Origin of the sequence: Oricola nitratireducens, from assembly GCF_014904745.1 — a bacterium.
Lineage (GTDB): Bacteria > Pseudomonadota > Alphaproteobacteria > Rhizobiales > Rhizobiaceae > Oricola > Oricola nitratireducens.
Genome location: NZ_JACZCS010000031.1, coordinates 20,707 through 46,497, shown reverse-complemented (window position 1 = coordinate 46,497; position 25,791 = coordinate 20,707). Strand labels below are relative to the sequence as shown.

At 65.2% G+C, this 25,791-nt stretch carries 24 protein-coding genes; 14 read left to right on the top strand and 10 right to left on the bottom strand.

The annotated features are described in order from the left end of the window. Positions 1 to 14: 14 nt before the first annotated feature. Entirely contained in the window at positions 15 to 629 is a 615-nt protein-coding gene (locus IG169_RS15275; RefSeq protein ID WP_193177089.1) for a pilus assembly protein, read from the bottom strand. Between the two features lie 8 nt (positions 630 to 637). Beyond that, positions 638 to 1,192 carry a TadE/TadG family type IV pilus assembly protein gene (locus IG169_RS15270; protein ID WP_193177088.1) on the bottom strand — a complete coding sequence of 185 codons (555 nt, stop codon included), beginning with the start codon at positions 1,190 to 1,192 and terminating at the stop codon, positions 638 to 640. A 263-nt stretch (positions 1,193 to 1,455) separates the two neighbouring features. Here IG169_RS15270 and IG169_RS15265 point away from each other — a divergent pair, with 263 nt between their 5' ends. Together IG169_RS15265 and IG169_RS15260 are read left to right on the top strand one after the other, a co-directional pair. Beyond that, positions 1,456 to 2,310, top strand: coding sequence for a TIGR01459 family HAD-type hydrolase (locus tag IG169_RS15265; RefSeq protein WP_193177087.1), 855 nt, complete (start codon positions 1,456 to 1,458; stop codon positions 2,308 to 2,310). Between the two features lie 16 nt (positions 2,311 to 2,326). Next, the gene (locus IG169_RS15260; RefSeq protein ID WP_193177086.1) at positions 2,327 to 3,298 is read left to right on the top strand and encodes a bifunctional riboflavin kinase/FAD synthetase; all 972 of its coding nucleotides are present in this window, start codon (positions 2,327 to 2,329) and stop codon (positions 3,296 to 3,298) included. Here IG169_RS15260 and IG169_RS15255 read toward each other — a convergent pair. After that, positions 3,295 to 3,651, bottom strand: coding sequence for a winged helix-turn-helix transcriptional regulator (locus IG169_RS15255; protein WP_193177085.1), 357 nt, complete (start codon positions 3,649 to 3,651; stop codon positions 3,295 to 3,297). The two genes, IG169_RS15260 and IG169_RS15255, sit on opposite strands and share 4 nt — an antisense overlap. A 104-nt stretch (positions 3,652 to 3,755) precedes the next feature. Here IG169_RS15255 and IG169_RS15250 point away from each other — a divergent pair, with 104 nt between their 5' ends. The 3 genes from IG169_RS15250 to IG169_RS15240 all read left to right on the top strand — a co-directional run bounded on the left by IG169_RS15250 (position 3,756) and on the right by IG169_RS15240 (position 8,466). Then, positions 3,756 to 4,490: an MBL fold metallo-hydrolase gene (locus IG169_RS15250; RefSeq protein ID WP_210326049.1), complete on the top strand. Its 735-nt coding sequence runs from the start codon at positions 3,756 to 3,758 to the stop codon at positions 4,488 to 4,490. A gap of 232 nt (positions 4,491 to 4,722) precedes the next feature. Then, complete coding sequence (gene ileS, locus IG169_RS15245; protein WP_193177084.1) at positions 4,723 to 7,722, top strand: isoleucine--tRNA ligase; 3,000 nt, start codon at positions 4,723 to 4,725, stop codon at positions 7,720 to 7,722. 150 nt (positions 7,723 to 7,872) lie between these two features. Further along, positions 7,873 to 8,466: a hypothetical protein gene (locus tag IG169_RS15240; RefSeq protein WP_193177083.1), complete on the top strand. Its 594-nt coding sequence runs from the start codon at positions 7,873 to 7,875 to the stop codon at positions 8,464 to 8,466. Between the two features lie 7 nt (positions 8,467 to 8,473). On the opposite strand, the gene IG169_RS15235 is transcribed toward IG169_RS15240, so the two are convergent. Next, the gene (locus IG169_RS15235; RefSeq protein ID WP_193177223.1) at positions 8,474 to 8,908 is read right to left on the bottom strand and encodes a nucleoside deaminase; all 435 of its coding nucleotides are present in this window, start codon (positions 8,906 to 8,908) and stop codon (positions 8,474 to 8,476) included. A gap of 97 nt (positions 8,909 to 9,005) precedes the next feature. On the opposite strand from IG169_RS15235, the gene IG169_RS15230 reads away from it, so the two are divergent. The 3 genes from IG169_RS15230 to IG169_RS15220 are packed head-to-tail and all read left to right on the top strand — an operon-like array spanning position 9,006 to position 11,985. Beyond that, the gene (locus IG169_RS15230; RefSeq protein ID WP_193177082.1) at positions 9,006 to 10,526 is read left to right on the top strand and encodes a pseudouridine synthase; all 1,521 of its coding nucleotides are present in this window, start codon (positions 9,006 to 9,008) and stop codon (positions 10,524 to 10,526) included. A gap of 3 nt (positions 10,527 to 10,529) precedes the next feature. After that, positions 10,530 to 11,108, top strand: coding sequence for a 16S rRNA (guanine(966)-N(2))-methyltransferase RsmD (gene rsmD, locus IG169_RS15225; protein ID WP_193177081.1), 579 nt, complete (start codon positions 10,530 to 10,532; stop codon positions 11,106 to 11,108). Next, the gene (locus IG169_RS15220; protein ID WP_193177080.1) at positions 11,092 to 11,985 is read left to right on the top strand and encodes a patatin-like phospholipase family protein; all 894 of its coding nucleotides are present in this window, start codon (positions 11,092 to 11,094) and stop codon (positions 11,983 to 11,985) included. The genes rsmD and IG169_RS15220 overlap by 17 nt, the downstream gene beginning before the upstream one ends. Here the strand turns inward: IG169_RS15220 and IG169_RS15215 are convergent. The 3 genes from IG169_RS15215 to IG169_RS15205 are packed head-to-tail and all read right to left on the bottom strand — an operon-like array spanning position 11,982 to position 15,667. After that, positions 11,982 to 13,409 (bottom strand): MATE family efflux transporter, encoded by a 1,428-nt coding sequence (locus tag IG169_RS15215; protein ID WP_246717406.1) that lies wholly within the window; start codon positions 13,407 to 13,409, stop codon positions 11,982 to 11,984. The two genes, IG169_RS15220 and IG169_RS15215, sit on opposite strands and share 4 nt — an antisense overlap. Positions 13,410 to 13,418: 9 nt before the next feature. Beyond that, the gene (locus tag IG169_RS15210; protein WP_193177221.1) at positions 13,419 to 13,832 is read right to left on the bottom strand and encodes a VOC family protein; all 414 of its coding nucleotides are present in this window, start codon (positions 13,830 to 13,832) and stop codon (positions 13,419 to 13,421) included. Positions 13,833 to 13,834: 2 nt separating this feature from the next. After that, positions 13,835 to 15,667 carry a monovalent cation:proton antiporter-2 (CPA2) family protein gene (locus IG169_RS15205; protein WP_193177079.1) on the bottom strand — a complete coding sequence of 611 codons (1,833 nt, stop codon included), beginning with the start codon at positions 15,665 to 15,667 and terminating at the stop codon, positions 13,835 to 13,837. Between the two features lie 165 nt (positions 15,668 to 15,832). Between IG169_RS15205 and IG169_RS15200 the strand changes: the two genes are divergently transcribed. From IG169_RS15200 to lpxK, 6 genes are all read left to right on the top strand, one after another. Continuing rightward, complete coding sequence (locus IG169_RS15200; RefSeq protein ID WP_193177078.1) at positions 15,833 to 17,170, top strand: TldD/PmbA family protein; 1,338 nt, start codon at positions 15,833 to 15,835, stop codon at positions 17,168 to 17,170. A 4-nt stretch (positions 17,171 to 17,174) separates the two neighbouring features. After that, positions 17,175 to 18,002 carry an inositol monophosphatase family protein gene (locus IG169_RS15195; RefSeq protein WP_193177077.1) on the top strand — a complete coding sequence of 276 codons (828 nt, stop codon included), beginning with the start codon at positions 17,175 to 17,177 and terminating at the stop codon, positions 18,000 to 18,002. 76 nt (positions 18,003 to 18,078) lie between these two features. Then, positions 18,079 to 18,318 carry a DUF4170 domain-containing protein gene (locus IG169_RS15190; protein WP_193177076.1) on the top strand — a complete coding sequence of 80 codons (240 nt, stop codon included), beginning with the start codon at positions 18,079 to 18,081 and terminating at the stop codon, positions 18,316 to 18,318. A gap of 110 nt (positions 18,319 to 18,428) precedes the next feature. Further along, complete coding sequence (locus IG169_RS15185) at positions 18,429 to 19,202, top strand: lysophospholipid acyltransferase family protein (RefSeq protein WP_193177075.1); 774 nt, start codon at positions 18,429 to 18,431, stop codon at positions 19,200 to 19,202. Continuing rightward, positions 19,199 to 20,578: a lipid IV(A) 3-deoxy-D-manno-octulosonic acid transferase gene (gene waaA / locus IG169_RS15180; protein WP_193177074.1), complete on the top strand. Its 1,380-nt coding sequence runs from the start codon at positions 19,199 to 19,201 to the stop codon at positions 20,576 to 20,578. The genes IG169_RS15185 and waaA overlap by 4 nt, the downstream gene beginning before the upstream one ends. Next, positions 20,565 to 21,602, top strand: a complete 1,038-nt coding sequence (gene lpxK / locus IG169_RS15175; RefSeq protein WP_193177073.1) for a tetraacyldisaccharide 4'-kinase — start codon at positions 20,565 to 20,567, stop codon at positions 21,600 to 21,602. Before waaA ends, lpxK begins: the two co-directional genes overlap by 14 nt. On the opposite strand, the gene IG169_RS15170 is transcribed toward lpxK, so the two are convergent. From IG169_RS15170 to IG169_RS15160, 3 genes are all read right to left on the bottom strand, one after another. After that, complete coding sequence (locus IG169_RS15170) at positions 21,586 to 21,789, bottom strand: DUF2093 domain-containing protein (RefSeq protein WP_428982255.1); 204 nt, start codon at positions 21,787 to 21,789, stop codon at positions 21,586 to 21,588. The two genes, lpxK and IG169_RS15170, sit on opposite strands and share 17 nt — an antisense overlap. 61 nt (positions 21,790 to 21,850) lie before the next feature. Beyond that, a complete protein-coding gene (mutL, locus tag IG169_RS15165; protein WP_193177071.1) occupies positions 21,851 to 23,665 on the bottom strand; it encodes a DNA mismatch repair endonuclease MutL in 1,815 nt (604 codons plus the stop codon). 69 nt (positions 23,666 to 23,734) lie between these two features. After that, the gene (locus IG169_RS15160; RefSeq protein WP_193177070.1) at positions 23,735 to 25,789 is read right to left on the bottom strand and encodes a putative bifunctional diguanylate cyclase/phosphodiesterase; all 2,055 of its coding nucleotides are present in this window, start codon (positions 25,787 to 25,789) and stop codon (positions 23,735 to 23,737) included. Positions 25,790 to 25,791 lie beyond the last annotated feature (2 nt).

The following is a 25,791-nucleotide window of genomic DNA, read 5'->3' as shown; positions in this document are numbered from 1 at the left end:
CCGGGTCGCTCTCGTCACGCCGGCGGGATGTAATCCCAGTTCGGGTCGTATTCGGAAACTGCCCCGTCCATGGCGATCGCGCGGGTTTCGCGCGGACGGAAATAGGCAACGGATGAAAGGGTGCGGGCCGTCGAGGCCCATACATAGTTGAACGGGCTCGTATAGTGCAGGTGCGCCTCGAACCGGAGCACCGTGTCGGTTGGAAGGCCCATGCCCGCGACGTCGCTGACGTCCGGTGTCACGGCCGTGGCGCCCGCCGCACGCGTCCACAGAAGCACCGGCGTGCCGTCGGCCTTGAAGCCGATGCTGGAGACCTGGATGTCGACGGTCCGGCTGGCGTCGAAGCCCTTGATCATCTGGTCAGCGGTGTTGAGGATCGACGTGATCGAAGCCGTCGTCAGGGTCGGCTCGCGCGCGAGGATGTCGCCGGACTGGTGCACGTAGCGCAGGAACTGATCCTCGGTCGCATGATCGACATAGACTTCGGCGAGCCCGAAAGCGAGAAGCATCATGACCGGCAGCAGCAGGACGAATTCCATCGCGGCCACGCCGCGCCGGTTGCGCGCAAAGCGCCGGATCAAGACCCGGAGGAACGATAAATGCCAGCGATGCGCAACGACAGTCTGCATGGCGGCTCCTAGAATGGCTCGTTCTTGAAAATGGAGAACCCGACCATGATGACCGGCGCGCCGTTCGGTTGCAGAATGTCCCTCAGGAAAGGCGTGACGAACTCGAACGTCGCCGAGGCGCGCATCGCCGTGATCTGGGCCGAGCCGCCCGGCTGGAAAACGAAATTGGTCGGCTTGCCCGTGGAATCGAAGGTCGCCGTCGGAAAGACGACATCGGCGACGGTCGCGAAATTGCGGACATCGAGATAGACCTGCGAGCAATCGAAGACGATTTTTGCCGCGTCGCAGACATTGGCGTCGAAATCGGCCTTGGGGGTCGCGCTCTTCTGGATCTCGCCGGTCTGGACATGGCGGCCGGCCTGAGACAGCACGAATTTAAGATGGCTCTGCTTGTAATAGTAGACGGATGTCTCGACGGTCGAGAAAACGAGAAACAGCAGGACCGGCGCGATCATGCCGAATTCGAGGGCCGTGGTCGCGGATGTGCTGTCCCAGAAGCCGCCGATCGCGCGGCGGACAAGCTGGACGGCGTTTGCACCGCCCAAAAGGCGTTTGTGGTGCATGAATTCCATCGGCCACGGCATCCGTTAGAGTCCGTGGTTTTATCAGCCGTTGCTTTTTGTCGGGTTCACGCCGAGGCGGGCATTCTTGCTCGCGTCTTCACGCGTTGTTAACGAACGCGTCGCGCTGTTACCGGGCGCAAGCTGAATCCGACGGCTTCCAATTGCGCCGGAAACACTCTAATCGGTCGCCGACCGCCCGGCCGGAATCCGGCTGGCGCAACGCAACTCTGGCGCCGTCATTGGCGCAAACCGGGAACAGGCAATTGGGCGTTCGGCAAATCGCATCCCTGGCGGAAATCACCGGCGGCTACGACGCCATTTTCTGTGACGTCTGGGGCGTCCTGCACAACGGCGTGCGCTCATGGACGGCGGCATGGAAAGCGCTTGCCGCCGAACGCGAGGCGGGCAGGGCGGTCGTGCTGATCACCAACGCGCCGCGCCCGAAGGGACCGGTCGCCGAACAACTGGCGAGCCTCGGCGTGCCGGCGGAAGCCTTCGACGACATCGTCACTTCGGGCGACGTGACCCGCGCGCTGATCAGCCAGAATGCCCGCATGGTCTTCCATATCGGCCCGGATCGCGACACGTCGCTCTATGACGGTCTCGATGTCGAACTGGTCGAGGAACGCGAGGCGTCGGTGGTTGTCTGTACCGGGCTCTTTGACGACGATAACGAGACGCCCGCCGATTACCGCGAGATGCTGCAGCGGCTGCGCGCGCGCGACCTGCCCTTCATCTGCGCCAATCCGGACATCGTCGTCGAGCGCGGCGACCGGCTCATTTATTGCGCCGGCGCGCTGGCGAAGGATTTCGGCATGCTCGGCGGCCGCACGCTGATCGCCGGCAAGCCGCACGCGCCGATCTATCACGATGCGATGGCACGCGCCGCCGCGGCGCTCGGGCGCGATCTCGACCGGTCGCGCGTGCTCGCCATCGGCGACGGGCTGACGACGGATGTGAAGGGAGCGATGGATTACGGTCTCGACTTTCTCTTCGTCTCCGATGGCATCCATGCGCGCGAATACGGAACGCCGGGCAATCCGGATTACGAGAAAATGGCCGCCCATCTCGACGGCTTCGGCGCCCGTCCCGTCGCCACTATGACGAAACTCGCCTGAACGGGGCAATGCTGTGATGTTCCGGTTCAAATCCCTGCAGGACCTTCCAGACGCCTTGCGCGGCTCCGTCGTCGCGATCGGCAATTTCGACGGCGTGCACCGCGGCCACCAGTCGGTGCTGGAAACGGCGCTCGGGTTTGCGCGTGACCACGATTGCCCGGCGCTGGTGCTCACCTTCGAACCGCATCCGCGCCAGTTGTTCCAGCCGGACGTGCCGCTGTTCCGCATCACGCCGGCGCATATGAAGGCCGACATCCTGCGCGCGCTCGGCTTCGACGGCGTCATCGAAATCCCGTTCACCCGCGAATTCGCCAGCCACACCGCGGACGAATTCGTCGACCGCGTCCTCGTCGGCGGCCTCGCGGCGCGCCAGGTCGTCACCGGGTTCGACTTCCATTTCGGCAAGAACCGCCAGGGCGGCCCGGCCTTCCTGATGGAAGCGGGCGAAACACGCGGTTTCCATGTGACCCTGGTCGACGCCTTCCGGGACGGCGAGGCCGAGGTGGTCTCGTCCAGCCGCGTGCGCGACAGGCTCCATGCCGGCGATCTCGCCGGCGCCAACGAACTGCTCGGCTATCGTTACCGCGTCGAGGCGGACATTGTGCGCGGCAAGCAGCTTGGCCGCACGCTCGGCTATCCGACCGCCAACATGGCCCTGCCCGAAAACGCCGCGCTGCGGCACGGTATATATGCGGTGCGGTTTTTCCGCCCCGACGGCGCGTCTTATGACGGCGTCGCTTCTTTCGGCCGCCGCCCGACGGTAGACGAGAACGGCGTCGCGCTGCTCGAGACCTATGTCTTCGGCCTCGACCAGGAAATCTACGGCGAGACCTGCACGGTCGCGGTCTGCGCCTTTCTGCGCGGCGAGGAGAAGTTCGACTCGCTGGAGGCGCTTACCGTCCAGATGAAGAAGGACGAGGCCGAGGCCCGCGCGATCCTTTCCGCGCTGGAGCCACTTGGCCACCTCGACCGCAAGCTGACTTTCTAGCCGGCTCTTGCCGCTGCCGGCTCTTCGTTTTCCTCCTCATCGCCCCAGGAAAAGAGCATTTCCAGAATCGGCCCGAGGCGTCTGCCGCGCGCAGTGAGCGAATATTCCGTCCTTGGCGGGATGGTCGCGAAGGCACGGCGATGCAGGATGCCGTCCTCCTCCAGTTCGCGCAGCTGCTGGGTCAGCGTCTTGTGGCTGATCGAGGGGATGGCGCGCTGCAGTTCCCCGAAGCGCATGGTTTTCAGGCTCAGGAAGTAGAGAATGGCGGGCTTCCACTTGCCGCTCATGGAATTCAGCGCCCGCACGGCAGGGCAATTGAGCGGCTCAATCGTGTGCCACGTGTCGAGATCCATGGTTACCTCCAGGTGCGTTTCGAACATAAAAGTGCATACTTTTCAATAATTTAAAGATCGGATATGGATCCTGCGTCCCGCATGAAACAGGAAGGCAGGCCATCATGCAAGCGCAGGTAGTCCGGGTTCCGATCGCCCCGATGCACATGATCAACGCCTATCTCGTCATCGGCGACGGCGGGGTGGTGATCGTCGATGCGGGACTGCCGGGATCGGCGCCGCGTTTCGAACAGGCGCTCGCCCGTCACGGCAAGCGCTTCGCCGACGTCCGGCTGATCGTCGTCACGCATGCCCATGTCGATCACGCAGGGGCGGCGGCGCGCCTGCGCGAACTGACCGGCGCCGCGATCCTGGCACATCGCGCCGACCGGCCCTTCTATACCCAGGCGGAGCCGGTCCGTTATTGCCCGACCGGGCCGTTCGGGCGGCTGTTCAAGGCGTCCGGCGTCGCCAATGCCGCCTATGACGGCTTCGAGGCGGATATCGAACTGACCGGCGACGATCATTTTCCGCTGCATCGCTTCGGGGTCGCCGGTACGGTGCGCTACACGCCCGGACACACGAGCGGGTCGCTTTCGGTGCATCTGGAAAGCAGGGACATGCTGGTGAGCGATCTCGTTTCTTCCGGCATTCTCCTTGGCGGCATCATCCGGCTCGGCAGCCCGAAGCGCCCGCCTTTCGAGGACGATCCGCGACTGGTCGCCCGGCAGCTCGATGCGCTGATCGCGGCCGGCGGCGAGCGGTTCCATGTCGGCCATGGCGCGACTCTGACCACGGACCGGATCCGACGCCATATCCGGATGCTTGAGCGCCTGCCGCATCGGTCCGCGAGCAAATAGGGGCCGGTTCGTCCGGCCTGCGGCGACATTATCCCTTTTCACGCAGGCACTGCGTTGCTAAATACCGCGCCATGACCACGGCCCTGATCGCCATATTCCGAATTATTGGCCCGGCCTGCCGCTGAAAAAGCGCCGCAGGGCCGGGAAAACGCGCATTTTTTCGCGCACCCCATCCGATTTTCCGTTATTGACCGCTCAACCTTTCCGCTGAGCCCTAAACGAATGCAGACGAATGACCGATTCCGCTGAAAATTCCGCGCTGGACTATTCCACTACGCTCTATTTGCCGCAAACCGATTTCCCGATGCGCGCCGGGCTTCCCAAGAAGGAACCCGAGATCGTCGCCCGCTGGCTCGACCTCGGCCTCTACAAGAAGCTGCGCGAAGACGCCAAGGACCGTCCGCGCTACGTGCTGCATGACGGCCCGCCCTACGCCAACGGCAACATCCATATCGGCCACGCGCTCAACAAGATCCTCAAGGACGTCATCACCCGCTCCTTCCAGATGCGCGGTTACGACTCCAACTACGTGCCCGGCTGGGACTGCCACGGCCTGCCGATCGAGTGGAAGATCGAGGAACAGTACCGCGCCAAGGGCAAGAACAAGGACGAGGTGCCGGTCAACGAGTTCCGCAAGGAATGCCGCGACTTTGCCGCCCACTGGATCAAGGTCCAGACGGAGGAGTTCCAGCGTCTCGGCATCGAAGGCGATTTCGAAACGCCTTACACGACGATGGATTTCCATTCGGAAGCCCGCATCGCCGGCGAACTGCTGAAATTCGCCATGTCCGGCCAGCTCTACCGCGGCTCCAAGCCGGTGATGTGGTCGGTCGTCGAGCGCACCGCGCTGGCCGAGGCCGAGGTCGAGTACCAGGACTACGAGTCCGACACGATCTGGGTGAAATTCCCGGTTGTGAATGGGCCCGACGACCTGAAGGGTAACTTCGTCGTCATCTGGACGACCACGCCCTGGACGATCCCCGGCAACCGCGCCATCGCCTATTCCGGCCGCATCGCTTACGGCGTTTACGAGGTCACGGCGGCCGAGAACGATTTCGGCCCGCAGCCGGGCGAGAAGCTGGTCTTCGCCGACGCGCTGGCCGAAGAGTGCTTCGCCAAGGCCAAGCTCGAATACAGGCGTCTGCGCGACGTGAAGGCCGACGAACTCGCAACCGTCATCTGCGCCCATCCTCTGGAAGGTCTGGCCGACGGCTATCAGTTCGCCGTCCCTCTGATCAATGGCGAGCATGTGACCGACGACGCGGGTACCGGCTTCGTCCACACCGCACCCGGTCACGGCCGCGAGGACTTCGACGCCTGGATGGATTTCACCGGCGACCTGATGCGGCAGGCCGTTTTGTCAGGCTCCGGCAAGACGCAGCACTTCTCTTTCGATTCCGCGCGCGAGTGTTTCGTTACTGCCGGCAAGGATTTCCATACGACGATCCCGTTCACGGTCGACGATGCCGGTTTCTTCACCGGGGACGCGCCGGGTTTCGGCCCGGATCGCGACGGCGGGCCTGCGCGCGTGATCGACGACAAGGGCAAGAAGGGCAACGCCAATCAAACCGTCATCACCGCTCTGATCGAGGCGGACAGGCTGTTCGCGCGGGGCCGGTTGAAGCACACCTATCCGCATTCGTGGCGATCGAAGAAACCGGTCATCTTTCGCAACACGCCGCAATGGTTTGTCCATATGGACATGGATCTCGGCGACGGCACGACGCTACGAAGCCGCGCGCTCAACGCCATCGACGACACCCGCTTCGTGCCGAAGGCCGGCCAGAACCGCCTGCGCGCCATGATCGAGGATCGCCCGGACTGGGTGCTTTCCCGTCAGCGCGCCTGGGGCGTGCCGATCTGCGTATTCGCCGACGAGGACGGCAATGTGCTGAAAGACGAGGCGGTCAACAAGCGCATCCTGGAAGCCTTCGAGGCGGAAGGCGCGGACGCCTGGTTCGCCGAGGGCGCCAAGGAGCGCTTCCTCGGCAACGATCACGATCCGGCCAAGTGGATCCAGGTGACCGACATTCTCGATGTCTGGTTTGATTCCGGTTCGACCCACGCCTTCACGCTGGAGGATCGCCCGGACCTGAAATGGCCGGCCGACGTCTATCTGGAAGGCTCGGACCAGCATCGCGGCTGGTTCCATTCCTCGCTGCTCGAAAGCTGCGGCACCCGCGGCCGCGCCCCCTACGACACCGTCATCACCCACGGCTTCACCATGGCCGAGGACGGCAGGAAGATGTCGAAGTCACTCGGCAACCAGGTCTTCCCTCAGGACGTGATGGCGAAGTCCGGCGCCGACATCCTGCGCCTGTGGGTGATGAACACCGACTACTGGGAAGACCAGCGCCTCGGCCAGACAATCATCCAGACCAACATCGACGCCTATCGCAAGATGCGCAACACGGTCCGCTGGATGCTTGGCAGCCTTGCCCACGATAAGGGCGAGAGCGTCGATTATGCCGACATGCCGGAACTCGAAAGGCTGATGCTGCACCGTCTGTGGGAGCTCGATGCCGTCGTCAACAAGGGTTACGACGATTTCGACTTCAAGCGCATTTCGCGCCACCTGCTCGATTTCATGGTGCTGGAACTGTCGGCCTTCTACTTCGACATCCGCAAGGACACGCTCTATTGCGACGCGCCGTCGAGCACGCGCCGCAAGGCCGCGCTGCAGGTCGTCCATCATATCTTCGACCGGGTGGTGACCTGGCTCGCGCCGATGCTGCCCTTCACGATGGAGGAAGCCTGGCTCGACCGCCATCCCGACGCGGTTTCGGTGCATCTGGAACAGTTCCGCAAGTGCCCGGACGAGTGGCGCGACGACGAACTGGCGGCGAAATGGAAGAAGGTGCGCACCGTGCGCCGCGTCGTCACCGGCGCGCTGGAGATCGAGCGCAGGGAAAAGCGAATCGGCTCCTCGCTCGAGGCGGCTCCCTTCGTCCACGTCACCGATGACGCGTTGCGCGAGGCGATCGAGGATCTCGACATGGCCGAGATCTGCATCACCTCGGGTGTTTCCGTCTCCTCGACGCCGGCACCCGGCGGCGCCTTCACCCTGCCCGACGTCAACGGCGTGGCGGTGGTTCCGGCGCTGGCGAAGGGCCGTAAATGCGCGCGGTCGTGGCGGGTCACCGAGGATGTCGGGTCCGATCCCGAATTTCCGGACGTTTCGGCCCGTGACGCTGCGGCTTTACACGAGTTGCGCAAGCTCGGACGCATCTGATGCCGGTGCGGCAATGCGTGCGGCCGATTGGCCCGCGCATTGCCGATCGCACGATTTTTCGCTAGAGCATCATCAATTCGCCGGATTTACCGGTCAGCGCCAAGGCATATCGGGCACAACGCCTTTGACGACAGGAATGGCAGAACCGTCATGAAGCAAGCATACCGCCTTACCCGGATCGCAGCCCTCGGCGCGCTCGGGGCCAGCGTGCTGACCCTTACCGGATGCATGGGGCCGACCTACGGCACCGACAAGCCCGCGATGACACAGTTTTTCGACGATCTTGGCGGCACGATGCGGCTCGGCAAGAGGAAGAAGGCAGCCATCGACTACAAGCCGCGGCCAGGCCTTGTGCAGCCAGCCGACACGGCGAACCTGCCCGAACCGCAGAAGAACATCGCCGAAGCATCGGGAGATTGGCCGGAATCGCCGGAACAGCGTCTCGCCCGCATCCGCAAGGACGCCGACGAGGGCAAATACGTCTCCGGTCTGGCCAGGACAGACAATTCCCAGAGGAGCAACAACAAGCAGGAGGTGGACAAGCCGTTGCAGAGCAATGTCCGCCCGGTCGCCGCGCCCGGACAGCGCATCTACCTGACCGATCCGCCGGCCGAATACCGCAAGCCCGCGGAAACCGCGCCCTACGGTGATCTCGGCGAGAAGGAATCGGTCAAGGAGCGCGCCCGCAAGAAGGCGAATGCCGAGCCGAAAACCGGCTGGCGCAAGCTGGTTCCCTGGCTCTGATCGGCAGCTACAGACCGCGTTTTTCCTGAAAGAAGGATTTCAGCAGGCTCGACGCCTCGCTTTCGCCGATCCCCGCATAGATGTCGGGGACATGGTGGCAGGTGAGGCTCGAGAAGAACTTCACGCCCGAAACCACCGCGCCGCCTTTCGGATCGTCGGCGGCGTAGTAGAGCCGGCGGATGCGCGCAAACGAAATCGCCGCCGCGCACATCGTGCAGGGTTCGAGCGTCACATAGAGATCGCAGCCCTCGAGCCGCTCCTGTTCCAGGTTGCCGCAGGCTTCGCGTATCGCCAAAAGCTCCGCATGAGCGGTCGGATCGTTGAACTCGCGGGTGCGGTTGCCGGCGGACGCCACGACCAGGTTGCCGCGCACGATGACGGCGCCGATCGGCACCTCGTCGCGCTCGCCGGCCAGGCGGGCCTCGCGGATCGCGAGGTCCATGAAGCTCGGCGGTGCGGCGCTCGGGTGTTCGGACAAAGTTTCTCTCGCAAGACCGGCCCCTGCCTGATAGGGAGCCGTTGAAAAAGGCAAACAGCAAATGGCGAATGAAGACAAGCCCCGCGGGCGGCCCGGCAAGCCGGCAGCCGGCGGCAGGGATCGCGCAAAGGGCGCACGGCAGCAGGGCCCCGGCGGCAAGGACGGCGGTGGATTGCGCTCGCGCGGGTTCAAGGACACACCCGGCGGCGGCAAGCCGGGCGGCAAATCGCGCGGCTTCAGGGATCGGCCGGAGGGCGGCGCGGGCGGCGACAAGCCGCGGCCATTCAGGGACAGATCATCCGGTCCTGGCGGCGACCGCCCGTTCCGGGACCGGCCCGGCGGCGACAGGCGCACCCCGAGAGAGAGGCCTGAACGTGACGGGCCCGAGCGCACGGTGCCACGCGAACAGCAGGCCGCAGCCGTGGAAACGGATACGGCTGCCCGGGCCGAACCCGAACGCATCGCCAAATATCTAGCCCGCGCCGGCGTCGCATCGCGCCGCGACGCGGAGCGCATGATCGAGATGGGGCGGGTGACGCTGAACGGCGCGAAGCTGGAATCGCCGGCCATCAACGTCACGCCGAGCGACGTCATCCTCGTCGACGGTCAGCCGATCCCCGAGATCGAACGCACGCGGCTGTGGCTCTACCACAAGCCGGCGGGCCTCGTGACGACCAATCGCGACCCGGAAGGCCGTCCGACCGTCTTCGAGAAACTGCCGAAGGATCTGCCGCGCGTATTGTCCGTCGGCCGCCTCGACATCAATACCGAAGGCCTTCTGCTGCTGACTAATGACGGCGGGCTGGCCCGCATGCTGGAACTGCCGCAGACCGGCTGGCTGCGCCGCTACCGCGTCCGCGCCCACGGCAAGGTCGAACAGAAACGTCTCGATGAACTGAAGAACGGCATCGTCGTCGACGGCGTCTTCTATGGCGCGGTCGAAGCCGAGATCGAGCGGGAGCAGGGCGCCAATATCTGGCTGACAGTCGGTCTGCGCGAAGGCAAGAACCGCGAGGTCAAGAACATCCTCGGCGCGCTCGGACTCGACGTGAACCGGCTGATCCGCATTTCCTTCGGTCCGTTCCAGCTCGGCGAACTGCCGGAAGGCGCCGTCCTCGAGATCAAGGGCAAGACATTGCGCGACCAGCTCGGCGATCGGCTGATCGAAGAGGCGGGCGCGAATTTCGACGCTCCGGTTCGCAAAGCCTTCTCCAACAAGCCTGTTCGGGCGGAGGAGGGCGAGACCCGCCTGGTGCAGGTGAAGAAAAGCGGCGACTGGGTATCGGCCTCGCCGGTCCGGCAGGAAACCGGCAAGGGCGGTGAGCGCAAGCGTTTCGATCGCGACGACGCGCTGTCGCGCCTCGACACCAGGAAACCCGAACGTGGCGACAGCAAACCGGGCAAGCGCGCCGGCCCGTCCGCGGGCGGCGATACCGACAAGCAGCGTCATGGACGGTCTTCCAATGTCTGGATGGCGCCCGGCGCGCGTCCGCAGGGCAAGAAGCCGAAGCCGCGGCCCGAGGGCGGCAAACCCGGCCAAAAGCGCGGCCCGCGGCCCGGTGGGCCGAAACGGAAGGGCTAAACGGTGCGCGTCGTCGGCGGAGTGTTTCGCGGGCGCACGCTCGCCTCGCCGAAGCCCGGCGCCGCCGGCATCCGCCCGACGACGGACCGCACCCGCGAAAGCCTGTTCAACATACTCGCCCACAACTGGCCCGAGAAGCTCGATCGCGCGCGCGTGCTCGATCTTTTCGCCGGAACGGGCGCTGTCGGCATCGAGGCGCTGTCGCGCGGCGCCGCCATGGCGCTGTTCATCGAGCAGTCGACGGAAGGCCGCGGCCTTATCCGCGCCAATATCGAGGCGTTCGGATTGCAGGGGCGCACCAAGCTGTTCCGGCGCGATGCGGCCCGCATGGGTGACGTCGGCACGATGGAGCCGTTCGATTTCGTTTTCGCCGATCCGCCTTACGGCAAGGGGCTCGGCGAGCGGGCGCTTGCCGCGCTGCGTGACGGCGGATGGCTGAAACCGGACGCGCTGGTCGTGGTCGAGGAGGCCGCGACGGCGGGTTTTTCACCGCTTGCCGGCTTCAGGCTTGCCGACTCGCGCGAATTCGGCGACACCCGTATGTATTTCATGATTGGCGGTTGCGATGACCGAACTGGTTAGGAAGGACGAGGAAAAGCAGCCGGCCGTCTCCGGCGGCCCGACGGTTGCGGTGGCCTTCGGCGGCGGCGGCGCACGCGGTCTCTCGCATATCCACGTCATCCGCGCTCTCGACGAAATGGGCATCCGGCCGGTGGCGATCAGCGGCGCGTCGATCGGCGCGATCATGGGCGCCGCGATGGCGAGCGGCATGTCGGGCAACGAGATCAAGGACTACGTGCTTGGCATGCTCGGCAACCGCGCCGACATCGTCGCGCGCCTGTTTCGCCGTCCCGCCTCCGTCGCCGCAGTGGTCGATCGCGGTTTCCGCATCGGCCAGTTCGACGTGCAGCGCATCGTCCAGAATTTCATGCCCGACACGATCCCGCATGATTTTTCCGAACTCGGCATTCCGCTTCACGTCATCGCGACGGATTTCTACGGCCATCACGAGACGGTCTTTTCCGAGGGGGAATTGTGGTCGGCACTCGCAGCATCAGCGGCGATACCGGCGCTGTTCAGGCCGGTGAGACGCGACGGCCGCATCTTCATCGATGGCGGGATATTCAATCCCGTGCCCTACAATCATATCCTCGACAAGGCCGACATCGTGCTCGGCATCGACGTTGTCGGCACGCCGCGCGGCGATCCGCGCCGTATCCCGAAACCGATCGACAGCCTCTACGGCACGTCGCAATTGATGATGCGCTCGATCCTGAAGCTGAAATTGCAGCTGCAGCCGCCGGACGTGTTCATCCAGCCGCCGGTCTCCAATTTCCGGGTGATGGATTTCCTCAAGGCCAAGCAGATCATCGCGATGACGGAACCGGTCTACGACGAGGTCAGGCGCAAGCTCGATCAGGCTATCGAAGCGCGGTTGAAGGCGCCTGTTTCGGGCTAACCCAGCGTTGCCGCCTTGCCGGTCGAAAACGGCGAATTGGCCGTCGGCGGCGGTCCGGGCGTCCGGTCGTGACCGGGCCTGTCGCGCTGCTCGATGGTGCCGATGACGCGGAAGCACAGGAAAACCGCGGCGATCCCGAATACCACAGCGCCCAATGCCCAGCCCGCGATGACGCCGGTCGCACCATAATATTGTGCGCCGAGCCACACGAAGGGGATGACGCCAAGCGTCGAGCGGCCCCAGTTGAGCAGGGTCGAATAGAGCGCGAAGCCGAGATTGTTGAAGGCGGCATTGGCGACGAAGAGTGCGCCGTTGAACAAAAAGCTGCCGGCCGCGAAGAGGCAGAAGAACACCACCAGCGCATGCGCTTCGCCCGTCGCCCGGAAGATGCCCGCGATCTCGTGCGAGAACATTGCAAGCAAGCCCCATACGACCAGCACGTAGAGCGTCGTGAAGATCAGCGCGTCGCGCATCGTGTCGGACAGCCGCGGATAGAGCCGCGCGCCGTAATTCTGGCCGAGGATCGGCCCGACGGCGCCGGACAGCGAGAAGATCACCCCGAAGGCGACCGGAATGACCCGGCCGATGATCGCCCAGCCGGCGACCGCGCCGTCGCCAAAGGAGGCGATCTGCGCGGTGACATAGGCATTGCCGACCGGCGTGGCGAGCTGGGTCATGACTGCCGGGCCGGCGATGCCGAGGAACGGGCGCAGCTTCGTCCGGAACGCGGCGAGGTCAGGGAGGCTGATCAGCCCGTGTACCACTGATGCGCCGTAGAGGCCGACGCCGAGCAGGGCGAGCCGCGAAAACAGGGTCGACAGCGCCGCTCCGGTGATCCCGAGATCGAGGCCGAAGATCAGGATCGGGTCCATCACCGCCGCCACCATGCCGCCGGCCAGCGTCACATACATGGCGCGCTTGGCGTCGCCGATGCCACGCAGGATACCCGACGCGCCCATGCCGATCGCCATGATCGGCGTCGAAGGGAAGACGATGCGCAGGAAGCCGTCGGCAAGCGCATGCGTCTCGCCCTGCGCGCCGAGCATCGACAGCAATTCGGGAATGAAGATCCAGGCGAGCGCCGAGATCGCCGTCATGGTGATACCGAGATAGACCAGCGACGCGCCGCCGGATTTCGCCGCTTCGTCACGGTCCCCGGCGCCGAGCGCCCGCGAAACCAGCGCACCGGTCGCGATGGTGCAGCCGATCGCGATCGAGACGGTGAAGAACATCAACGTGCCGGCATAGCCGATCGCGGCGGCGAGCTCGGCCTGACCGAGCAGCGAGATGTAGAACAGGTTCAGCGCGTCGACCGCGAAGACCGAGATCAGGCCGACCGAGCCGGTCAGCGTCATGGTGACGACATGGCCCATGGTCGAGCCGGTCGTGAACTTGGCCTTGTTGCCCGCCGCCGGTCCCGCCATCGAAAGACCCTAGCTTGCGAAGACGGCGTCGAGCGAGGCGAAGCCCTTGAATTCGAGCGCGTTGCCGGACGGATCGCGAATGAAAAGGGTGGCCTGTTCGCCGGGATCGCCGGCAAAGCGGATCATCGGCCGGTGCAGCCAGTCGATGCCCTCGGCCGCTTCCAGCCGCGCCGCCAGCTTCTTCCAGTCGTCCATGGGCAGCACGACGCCGAAATGCGGGATCGGCACATCCTTGCCGTCGACGGCGCCGCTCGATCCGGCGCTGCCGCCGGTGCGCAGATGCGCCGACATCTGGTGGCCGAACAGGCTGAAATCGGTCCAGGTCCCGGACGACCGTCCGGGCTTGCATCCGAGCACGTCGCAGTAGAACCGCCGCGTCGTCTCCAGGTCGTCGACCGGAAAGGCAAGGTGAAACGGCGTCAGGGTCATTGTGTTTCCTCTTCGAACGCCGGTTCGGCGGTGTTGGCGCCGTCTCCGGTGACATAGACCTTCGCTTCGCGGCGCGGCTTGACCAGCGGTTCCGGCGTGACCGGGCGGGTATGAAGCATGTCGCCTCCGGCGTGGATGCCTTCGGCCTGCTGTATCAGCAGCCGCGCGGCGTCGCGTTTTTCGACGTCCTCGGCGATTGCCTGCGTCAGGTCCTCCGGTGTCCCGAGTTCCGCCAGCGTCCGCTTGCCGAATTCGAGACCCGACTTGAAGGTCTCGCGCATTTCATAGTCGACGCCGCGCGCCCTCAGTTCGAGCGTGTGGGTACGGTCGTACGAGCGCACGAAGAGTTTGGCGTCGGGATATTCCGATTGGACGAGATCGACGATCTTGTCGGTGATCTCCTTTTTCTGGGTGCAGACGGCGACGATCTTTGCACGCTTGATGCCGGCGGCCTCGAGCACGTCCTTGCGCGTGCCGTCGCCGAAATAGATCCGGAAGCCGAATTTCTGCGCCGAGCGTACCCGGTCGGCCGAATGGTCGATGATGGTCACGTCCGAACCGCCGGAAAGCAGGATCTGCGAGGCGATCTGGCCGAAGCGCGAGAAGCCGACCATCAGCACGTCGGCGCCGGCGTCCTTGAAGTCCTCGTCCATCTCCTCGGGTTTTTCGTCGCGCACGACGAAGCGCCCGAGCATGACGCTGAGCGGCGTCAGCGCCATCGACAGCGTGACGACGGAGACGAGCTGCGACGCGGTCTCCAGCGGGAAGATGCCCATGGCGACGGCAGTCGAAAACAGGACGAATCCGAATTCGCCGCCCTGCGGCAGGATCAGCGCGGTGCGCACGCTGACGTCGTGCTCGGTGCCGAACAGGCGGCACAGCACGTAGACGATCGCCGCCTTGACGCCCATCAGAACCGGAACGGCGAGCAGGATTGCCAGCCAGTTGTCGAGGATGACATCGATTTGCAGCGACATGCCGATGGCCATGAAGAACAGGCCGAGCAGCAGTCCGCGGAACGGCTCGATGTCGGCTTCCAGTTCGTGCCGGTAGGACGATTCCGCCAGCATCACGCCGGCGATGAAGGCGCCCATCGCCATCGACAGGCCGGCGACATGCATCATAAGCGCGGACCCGATGACGACCAGCAGCGCGGCGGCGATCATCGCCTCGCGCGCGCCGGTGTTGCCGATGATCTGGAACAGCGGGTTGAGCAGGAAACGCCCGGCAAAGAGCAGTGCCGCCACGGCGGCGACGGCGACGAGGAAGTCGCGCAGGTGATTGCCGCCGTCATCGGCGACCGCCGGCGCGAGAAACGGCAACAGCGCCAGCAGCGGCACGATGGCGAGATCCTGGAACAGCAGGATGGCGAAAGACTTGCGGCCGTGCCGGCGGTTGATCTCGCCGCGTTCCTCCAGCACTTGCAGCGCGAAGGCCGTCGAGGACAGAGACAGGCCGAAGCCGATCGCCACTGCCGCCCTGAACTCGAAACCGGCGAGAGTGTTGGCGAGCGCCGTCAGCACGGCCCCGGTGATGATGACCTGGGCGAGCCCGAGACCGAATATGTCGCTGCGCAATGTCCACAGCCGCGACGGTTTCAGTTCCAGTCCGATGATGAACAGAAGGAAGACGACGCCCAGTTCCGCGAACGACAGGATTTCCTCGCCCTCGGTGATCATCCGGCCGATCGGGCCGATCACGATACCGGCGGCGAGATAGCCGAGAACGGTGCCGAGGCCGATGCGCTTGAACAGCGGCGCAGCGATGACCGCGCCGCCCAGCAGCATCACCGCTTCCGTGTAAAGACCGGGTGCGCCGCCGCCCGCCATGCACGTTCTCCCTTGCCGTCAGTCTTAACTGGTACCCGGTTGTCGCGTTCGTGTCTTGATGCCGGGCGTCCCGGGCAATACATGACAGCCGGAACCTCATCCGCTTTGGCGCACTATCTAAGCGCTTTTCGCCGTTCGGCAAAGCGGCATACCATCGGAGAAACAATGCAAGACCATACCCAGAGCCTGATCGACCGCGCCGCATCGCTCGTCGAGGCGGCGAAACGCGCCGGTGCGGATGCGGCCGATGCCGTCGTTGTGCGCTCGCGCTCGAAGAGCGTGTCGGTGCGCCTCGGCAAGGTCGAGGGAACCGACGCTTCGGAAAGCGACGATTTCGCGCTGCGGGTCTTTCTTGGCAACAAGGTCGCCAGCATCTCCGCCAATGTGACCGGCGATGTCGACGGGCTCGCCGAACGCGCCGTAGCCATGGCGAAAGTCTCGCCCGAGGACACGTTCAACACGCTGGCCCCCGAGGATCGCCTGGCGACGGAGTTTCCCGATCTCGATCTTTTCGACGGCACGGAAGTTCCCGCCGAGAAGATGACCGAGGACGCGCTGGCCATGGAAGAGGCGGCGTGGGCGGTGGACGGCGTCACGAATTCGTCGGGCGCCGGTGTCTCGTCGGGGTCCGGCGGACTGGTGCTGGTCACCTCGCACGGCTTTTCCGGCGCCTACCGGCGTTCGCGCTTCTCGCGCTCGGTGAGCGTGATCGCCGGCGAGGGCACGGGCATGGAACGCGACTATGATTTCTCCTCGAAGCTGTTTTTCGCCGATCTGCGCGAGCCGGCGGAGATCGGCCGCGAGGCGGGCGAGCGCACGGTGCGCCGCGTCAATCCACGCAAGGTTCCGACCCAGACCGTCACGGCGGTGTTCGATCCCCGGGTCGCGCGCGGCATCCTCGGCCACCTCGCCGGCGCGATCAACGGCGCGTCGGTGGCGCGCAAGACCTCTTTCCTGAAGGACAGGATGGGCCAGCAGGTCGCCAATGCCGCCGTCACCGTGATCGACGAACCGGCGAAGCAGCGCGGCCAGGCCTCGCGGCCCTTCGACGGCGAGGGCGTGCAGGGACCGACGCTGACCATGGTCGGCGAGGGCGTGTTGAACCACTGGTTCCTGTCGACGTCGATCGCCAAGGAACTCGGCCTCCAGACCAACGGCCGCGGCGCGCGCAGCGGCACGTCGGTCTCCGCATCCTCGACCAATCTCTCGCTCGAGCCGGGCAGCCAGTCGCCCGAAGAGATGATGAAGGCGCTCGGCACCGGCTTCTACGTGACGGAAGTGTTCGGCCAGGGCGTCAACATGGTGACCGGCGAATATTCGCGCGGTGCGTCGGGCTTCTGGATCGAGAACGGCGAGATCGCGTTTCCGGTGTCCGAGGTGACGATCGCCTCGAACCTGAAGGAAATGTTCATGCGCATGCTTCCGGGCAACGACCTCGACCGCGATTTCGGCACTGCCGCGCCGACGCTGGTGATCGAGGGCATGACGCTGGCGGGGCAGTAGGCACGTGGCGCAAGAGGTCAAAAGCGACGGCGATCTAGCACCGGTCGAGCACGACCTGGCGCTGGTCCGCGCAGCTGCGGAACAGGCCGGCCGCATCGCGCTGACCTATTTCCATGGCCACGAGGAAATGGATGTCCGGATGAAGGGCGGCACCTCGCCCGTCAGCGCCGGCGATCTGGCCGCCGACACCTTTCTGCGCGAGTTTCTGATGACCGCCCGCCCGGCCTATGGCTGGCTGTCGGAGGAAAGCGTCGATGTTTCCCGCACCAAGCGCCTGACCGCGCCGCGCAGCTTCGTCGTCGATCCGATCGACGGCACGCGGGCCTTTATCGACGGACGCGAGACCTGGTGCGTCTCGGTCGCGGTGGTCGAGGACGGCGCCGCGGTCGCGGGCGTCCTAGAATGCCCGGCTCTGGGCTTCACCTATCATGCATCAACCGGTGGCGGGGCGTGGAAGAACGGCGATCGGCTGGCGGTGCGGCCGCCGCGCGAGCGGCCGATCGTGGCGGCGCCCAAATCCTTCGCACCGCAACTCGAACGGGCGTTTCCGGCCGGCTTCGAGCGGCATGCGCATATCCCGTCGCTTGCCTACCGCATCGCCATGGTCGCCGACGGCTCGCTCGACGCGACGTTGATCAAGCCGAACGCCCACGACTGGGATGTCGCGGCAGCCGGTCTGATCCTGCGGGAGGCGGGCGGGCGGCTTGCCGAATTCAACGGCACAACGGTCGGGCTCAACGCGGAATCGGTCATAAAACCGGCGATGATGGCCGGATCGGACGCGATCCTCGACGCCATGTTCGGTGTTGTGACCGCCGACGCATTCGGTTAGAGCGCTTTCAACCGGACGCGAAACGCACTAAGCCTCGCGTCGAACTATCGAAAATGAGACTCAAGGACAACGGACCATGCCAGAGAGCGGCGAGGACAAACAACTTCTCCACCTCGTATTCGGCGGGGAACTCGAATCTTTGGACAGCACGCGCTTTCGCGATCTGAACGACCTCGACATTGTCGGCATCTTCCCCGACTACAAGAGCGCGCAGACGGCGTGGAAGGCAAAGGCCCAGCAGACGGTCGACAATGCGCATATGCGCTACTACGTGGTGCATCTGCACCGACTTCTGGACCCCGAAAAAGACACATAAAGCTGGTTTGGCGAAGTATACGGCCGAGCGGTGAATCGCGCCGGCCCTTCGCCGTACCGGAAAACGACAGGACGCCGCTTCGCACAGATTCGGTATCCGGCAAGCATACGATGGAAAACGAGATCGCAATCAGCAGAACACCGCAGAAAAGCGTTGGCTGGAAAAAGCGTTTGTGGCGCAAGATCCGCGCACCGCTTGCCGAATCGCGTTTCGCGGCCGATGCGATCGTTCTCGGGCTTACGGCCTATTTCCGCCTGGTCCACAAGACGAACCGGCTCGTTCGCTACGATGCGGAACAAGCGGACCGGATCCTCGATACATATGGTAAGGCGATCATTACCTGCTGGCACGGCCAGCATTTCATGCTGCCGTTCGTCGCCTACCGGGGCCATCCCTCCGTCGCGATGGTGTCACGCTCGAAGGATGCCGAACTCAATGCGCGCATCATCGAGCGCATGGGTTTCGAGACGGTGCGCGCCTCCGGCGGCCGCAAGCGGCTGCGCATGCACGACAAGGGCGCCATTCGCGGACTGATCGCGCTGCGGAATTTCCTGAAACAAGGCAAATCGGTGTTCATGGTCGCCGACATTCCGCACGGGACACCGCGCGAGGCGGGTCTCGGCGTTATCTCGATCTCGCGCATCTCCGGCGTGCCGATCATCCCGGTCGCCTACGCCTCCTCGCGGCGGCATGTCTTCGAAAAGGCCTGGGACAAGGCCGTCCTCAACCTGCCCTTCGGGCGGGCCGCCTTCTGCATCGGCGATCCGATCGAGGTGCCGCGGGACGCCGACGACAAGACGATGGAAGCCAAGCGCGGTGAATTGCAGGACGCGCTCAATCAGAAGCTCGACGAGGCCTATGCAATTGTGGATGCGCCGGTATGAGCGAGTTGTGGGCCAGAACCGCGTTGCAGACCTATCGCTGGGTCGGCGCGGCGCTGTTTCCGCTGATGGGCACCTATGTTGCCATCCGCGCCTCGCGCGGCAAGGAAGACCATAGCCGCCGGCGCGAGCGCTACGGCCGTAGTTCGGTGCCGCGCCCGGAGGGTCCACTGGTCTGGATACATGCCGCAAGTGTCGGTGAAACCGGCGCCGTATCCGCTCTCATCCAGCGCATGCGCGCGCTCGGCATCGAGGTGATCCTGACGACGGGAACCGTCACGTCGGCCAATTTCGCGCGCGAACGCCTCGGCCCCGATCTTCTGCACCAATATGTCCCGCTCGACATCAAACCCGCCGTCAGCCGTTTTCTCGACCACTGGAGCCCGGATCTCGCGATTTTCGCCGAATCCGAAATCTGGCCGATGACGATCCTCGAACTGGGCGCGCGCCGCATCCCCCAGGTGCTGATCAACGGACGCATGTCCGACCGCTCCTTCCAGCGCTGGCAGAAACGCATGGCGCTCGCCGAATCGTTGTTCGAAAACCTGTCGCATGTCGCCGCACAGAGCGACCTGGACGGCGAGCGGTTCCGTGCGCTTGGTGCGCGGCCGGTTACGGTGACCGGAAACCTGAAGGCCGACGTCGCGATGCCGCCCGTCGACGAGACGGAGCTTCAGCGCCTCTCCAAGGCTGTCGGCGAAAGGCCCCGATGGGCCGCGATCTCCACCCATGACGGCGAGGAACTGGTTGCGGCGCGCGTGCACAAGGCGCTGCTCAAATACCGCCCCGGTCTTCTGACCATCGTCGTCCCGCGTCATCCCGACCGTGCGGCCGGGCTGAAGAAGATGTTCGAGGAACGCGGATTGAAGGTCGCCTGCCGCAGCGCCGGCGACGCGATAACCGCCGATACGGATGTCTTTCTCGGCGACACGATCGGCGAGATGGGGCTTTACCTGCGCCTGACGAACATCGCCTTTGTCGGCAAGTCGCTGACCGGCAAAGGCGGGCAGAATCCGCTCGAGCCGGCAATGCTCGGCGCGGCCGTGCTCAGCGGCCCGAACGTGTCCAGCTTCGTCGAGATCTACGAGCGCCTGACCGAGGCGCGCGGTGCGCGCATCGTCACCGACGAGGCGATGCTCGCCAAGATGGTTCATCATCTGTTGTCGCAACCGAAAGTCTGCGATGCGATGGCGCGCGCCGGCGCGCGCGTCGTGGAAGAGATGGGCGGTGCGCTCGACCGCACCTGGGCCGCGCTCGACCCCTATATCCATCCGTTGCGCGTGGAGGCCGCCTTGCACGGCGAAGCGCCGGACGGCGAGCGTGCGCAGTCCCTCAACGGAGGTTTCCACGGCCGGAGGAGCCCCCTTGGCTGGAAGTGAGGCGCCGCCTTTCTGGTATGAGAAGATCGGCTGGCAGGCCCGGTGTTTGAAGCCTGCGAGCTGGGCCTATGGCACGATCGCGCGAATGCGGATGGATTCGGCGCGCCCGCCCCAAGTGCTCGCGCCTGTCCTGTGCATCGGCAACCTGACCGTTGGAGGCTCCGGTAAGACGCCGACGGCGATTGCCGTCGGCAAGGCCGCAGAGGCCGCCGGCTACCGGCCCGGATTCCTCACCCGCGGTTACGGCGGCAGCCATATCGGCCCGCACATGGTCGACCTTGAGCACGACACCGCGCTTTCGGTCGGCGACGAACCGCTGCTGCTCGCCCGCATCGCGCCGACGGTCGTCGCCCGCAAGCGCTCGACCGGCGCGCAGCGCCTGATCGACGAGGGCGTGGACTTCGTCATCATGGATGACGGTTTCCAGAGCCGCAGCGTCCACTACGACTACGCGCTCGTCACCCTCGACGCGCGGCGCGGCATCGGCAACGGCGCGGTGATCCCGGCCGGGCCGCTGCGCGCGCCGATGATTGACCAGATGCGCCATGCCGACGCGGTGTTGCGGATCGGCGACGGCGAAGCGGGTGCGACGGTCATCCGCGCGGCGGCGCGCGCCGCCAAGCCGCTGATGCGCGCCGATATCGTTCCAGGCGCGCTGCGCGGCCTGAAGACAAAGCCGTTGCTGGCCTATTCGGGGATCGGCGATCCCTCCAGGTTCTTCGATACGCTGACATCGGCCGGATACAAGATCGCGGCGCGGCGCGCCTTCGGCGACCACCATTTCTTCACCGAGGAGGACGCGCGCGACCTCGTTGAAAAGGCGCGCTCCGACGGACTGTCTCTGGTCACGACCGAAAAGGACGCGGTCCGCCTCAGCCACACCGAGGGGCCGCTCGGCGAATTGCGCGAACTGACCCGCGCGCTTGGCGTGGAACTGGTTTTCGAGAACAAGGCATCGCTCGACGCACTGATCGCCGAGGTCGCGGAGCGTTATCAGCAGCGGCGCATCAGCCGCGCTTCATGAATTCCATCTCGCGCTTCAGCGAAGCCTCGACATCGACATAGGGTTCCTGGCGCTTGACGCTCCAGTATTTCAACTCGTCGAGGGGAATAGGCTTGCCGGTCACCGAACACTTCACGAAGGTGCCCGGCGACAGGACCTGATAGTCCGCGTCGAGATACCGGATCTTGGCTTCTGCTGCGTTGGCCATGTCGAATATATTCATCGTTTCTTAGCGCCACAAAATCCCGCGCGCGTCAACGCCTGACCGCTCAACGGCGGCCGAAAAGCCGCTCGATATCCGTCAATTTCAGCTCGATGAAGGTCGGACGGCCGTGATTGCAGGTGCCGGAACCCGGTGTCGATTCCATCTGCCGCAACAGCGCGTTCATCTCCTCGGCGCGCAGCCTGCGTCCGGACCGCACCGATCCGTGGCAGGCCATGGTCGAGGCAACCTTCTCGATATTGTCGCGGATGCGCAACGCCCCGTTGCCTTCGGCGAGGTCGTCGGCGAGATCGCGCAGCAGCCCGTGCGCATCGACCTCGCCGAGCATCGCCGGCGTCGCGCGTACCGCGATCGCGCCGGGCCCGAACCGCTCGATCTCCAGCCCGAAACGGGCCAGCGTCTCGCTTTCGGCGGCGAGCCGGTCGGCGTCCTCGACGGGCAGATCGACGATGTCGGGCACCAGCAGCATCTGCGAGGGCAGGGTGCGCGCGGCGAGCGCGGTCTTCAGGGCCTCGAAGACGAGCCGCTCATGCGCCGCATGCTGGTCGACGATCACCAGGCTCTCCGGCGTTTGGGCGATGATGTAGTTCTCGTGGATCTGGGCGCGCGCCGCGCCGAGCGGATGATCCCGTGCGGCTTCTTCCTGCGGGATTTCGGCCTGCGCCGCCGATGGCGTGAAGCCGCCGAGATCGCTCTGGCGCTGTTCGTGCAGGCCGCCCGGATAATCGAGCGGCCGGTTCGGCGAAACCGTGGCGCCGATACCGCTGGCGCCGTTGCGCCATGGCGCGGATGGCTGTGGGACATGGCCCGGCCTGAAGGCGGCCGCCATGGCGCTTGCCGCCTCGGTGGAGGCGCGCACGCCTTCGCCGGCGAGCGCCCGGCGGATCGAGGAGATCATCAGCGCGCGCACGAGGCCCGGATCACGGAAGCGCACCTCTGCCTTGGCCGGGTGCACATTGACGTCGACGAGCCGCGGATCGATGTCGATGAAGATGGCGCAGACCGCGTGCCGGTCGCGCGCCAGCATGTCGGAATAGGCGCCGCGCAGCGCTCCCGACAATTGCCGGTCGCGCACCGGCCGGCCGTTGACATGCACGAACTGGTGCGTGGCCGACGCGCGGTTGAATGAGGGCAGACCGGCAAAGCCGGCGAGCCGCACGCCTTCCTTCTCGGCGGCGATCTCGACGGAATTGTCGCGGAAATCGCGGCCGAGGATCTGGGCGATGCGGGCGATCAGCGCGTCGGCGCCGTCGCCGGTGGCCGGCAATTCGAGCGTCGTCCGGTCGGATCCGGCCAAGGTGAAGGCGACGCCGGGCCAGGACATGGCGAGGCGCTTGACCATGTCGGTGATGGCGTTAGCCTCGGCCCGGTTGGACTTCAGGAACTTGAGCCGGGCCGGAACCGTGCGGAAAAGGCCGGTGACCTCGACCATCGTGCCGCGGTTGCCCGGCGCCGGGCGCGGTCCGGTCAGCGCGCCGCCGTCGACGATGATTTCGGTGCCTTCGCCACCTGCCTTTGGCCGCGACCGGATGACGAGCCGGGAGACCGATCCGATCGAGGGCAGCGCCTCGCCGCGGAAACCGAGTGTCGCGATCGCGCCGAGATCTCGCTCGATCTTGGAGGTGCAGTGGCGCGAGACGGCGAGCGGCAGTTCACCGGCGTTCATGCCCGACCCGTTGTCGGTGACGCGGATCAGCGTCTTGCCGCCGGCCGCCGTCAGGATCTCGATCCGGTCGGCGCCCGCGTCGAGCGCGTTCTCGACCAGTTCCTTGACGACATTGGCCGGCCGCTCGATGACTTCGCCGGCGGCGATCTGGTTGACGATCGTGTCGTCGAGACGGTGGATTCGCGATTGTTCCATTGCTCGCAATATAGGCGCGCGGGCGCGGCGGCGAAATGCCGGGGCGGGACTATCAACCGGTCGATTGGATCAGGCGGACGCCTTGTCCTCGTCGTAAAGCGGGATCGGTGTGCCGGGGGCGTGGATCTGCAGCCATTCGGTCAGCAGGTCCGCGTCCATCGGAAAGGCGACACCGAAGCCCTGCACGTTCGGACAGCCGATTTCGCGCAGTGTCTCCAACTCGCCGATGGTCTCGGCGCCCTCGGCGACCACGGCGATCCCGAGGCCCCTGGCGAGATCGATCAGCGCCCGCACGATCCGGCGCTTGCTCTTGTCGGTATCGATGCCCTGGATGAACTGTTCGTCGATTTTCAGCCGGTCGATCTCGTTGGAATTGATATGGCTGAGCGAGGCGTAGCCGGTGCCGAAATCGTCGAGTTCGACATAGACGCCGGCATTGCGAAGCTGACGCAGCTTGCTCGCGACGTCGAGACTCTCGTCGTCGAGGATCACGCCCTCGACGACCTCGACGGAAAGCTTGCTGGCGGGCAGGCCATGCGTTTTCGCCTGGCCGAGAACGAAGGCGACGAAGTCGTCCTTGACCAGTTCCGTGCGTGACGCATTGATGCCGATCCGCCCGAATTCAATGCCGGCCTTATGCCATCTTGCGGCTTGTTCGATCGCGCTGGAAATCACCTGGCGGCCGATCGCCTCCATGATGCCCGCCTTTTCGGCGATCGGAATGAAGACGTCGGGCGAGACATAACGGGTCCCGTTGCGGTTCCAGCGCGCCAGCGCCTCGATCCCGGTCACGCGCGCCGTGGCGAGCGAGACCTGCGGCTGATAGTTGACGGTGATCTCGCCGCGTTTGAGACTCTCGCGCAGGTCCGTCTCCATTTCGCGGCGGTATTCGTGCTGCTGGCGCAGGTCGCTGGAGAAGAACCGGATGCAGCCGCGCCCGGCGTCCTTCGCCCGGTAGAGCGCGAGATCGGAATCGATCAGCAGGTCCTCGGGTTTTTCCGCGTCGTCGGGGAAGATCGAGATGCCGATCGACGCGCCGCTGCGGAACACCATGCTCTCGAACTCGATCGGCTCGTTGACCGACCACAGGACGCGGTTGGCGACGCGGGCGATGTCGTCGGTGTCGCCCGGACCGTTCAGCAGGATGACGAATTCGTCGCCGCCGATGCGCGACGGAATGTCGGCGGCGCGTACGACGGACTTGATGCGCGCCGCGACCGTTTGCAGAACGTGGTCGCCGGCCATGTGGCCATAGGTGTCGTTGACGGACTTGAAGTTGTCGAGGTCGACATGCAGCACCGCGACCCGTTCCTTGCGCCGCCGGGCGTTCTCGATCATGTGCTCGAAGTGGTCGGTCAGGAACATGCGGTTGCGCAGTCCCGTCAGCCGGTCATGCGCAGCGAGATAGGCCATCTCGTTGCGCGCGGCCATCAGGTCGCGGGTCCGCTGCACGACATTGCGGATCATCGGCCGGAATATGAACAGGACCGAAGCCGCGAGCACCAGCATCATCGCCGCGAACAGGAGGCGGTAGACCGAGGCGGCCTTGGCGATGGACCGGCGGGAATTTTGCGTCAGCACGTCGGAAATCTGCTGGTAGCCGGCAAGCGCGGCGGACGCCGCCGCCATCGAAACGGGAACCGCTTGCGCGCGCCGGGCCGGGTCGGCGGAAAGCGAAACGAACTGCCGTGCGTTCTTCACGATGCCGCTGGCGTAGAAATCCACGTCATAGGGCGGACCGGTCATGAGTTCGGCCAGCCGGCTTTTCGCGCTCTCGGCGAGCCCGCCGCCCGCCTTGGCGGTCGCGAGGAACTTCCCGTGATTGGTTTCGAATTCCGAGATGCGCTGGCGCAACTCGTTGAGCGCCGCCGCATGGACATAGACGCGATCCGTTTCGTGCGCAGTCTGCGTCAGCGCCGCGATGCGCTGCGACAGCATCGTCTGTTCCCCGGCCAGGAAGATCAGGTCCTTGTCGGCGGACTGCCCGCGGATCTCGCGGTCCATGATCCAGAAAGACGCTGTCGCGAGTGCGGCGATAAGCAGCACTGCAAGCCAGTACGATATGCGGATATTTTTAGCGACGCCCAGCGTGTCGCCTAGATCCGGTGCAACGGTGTCGCGCATGG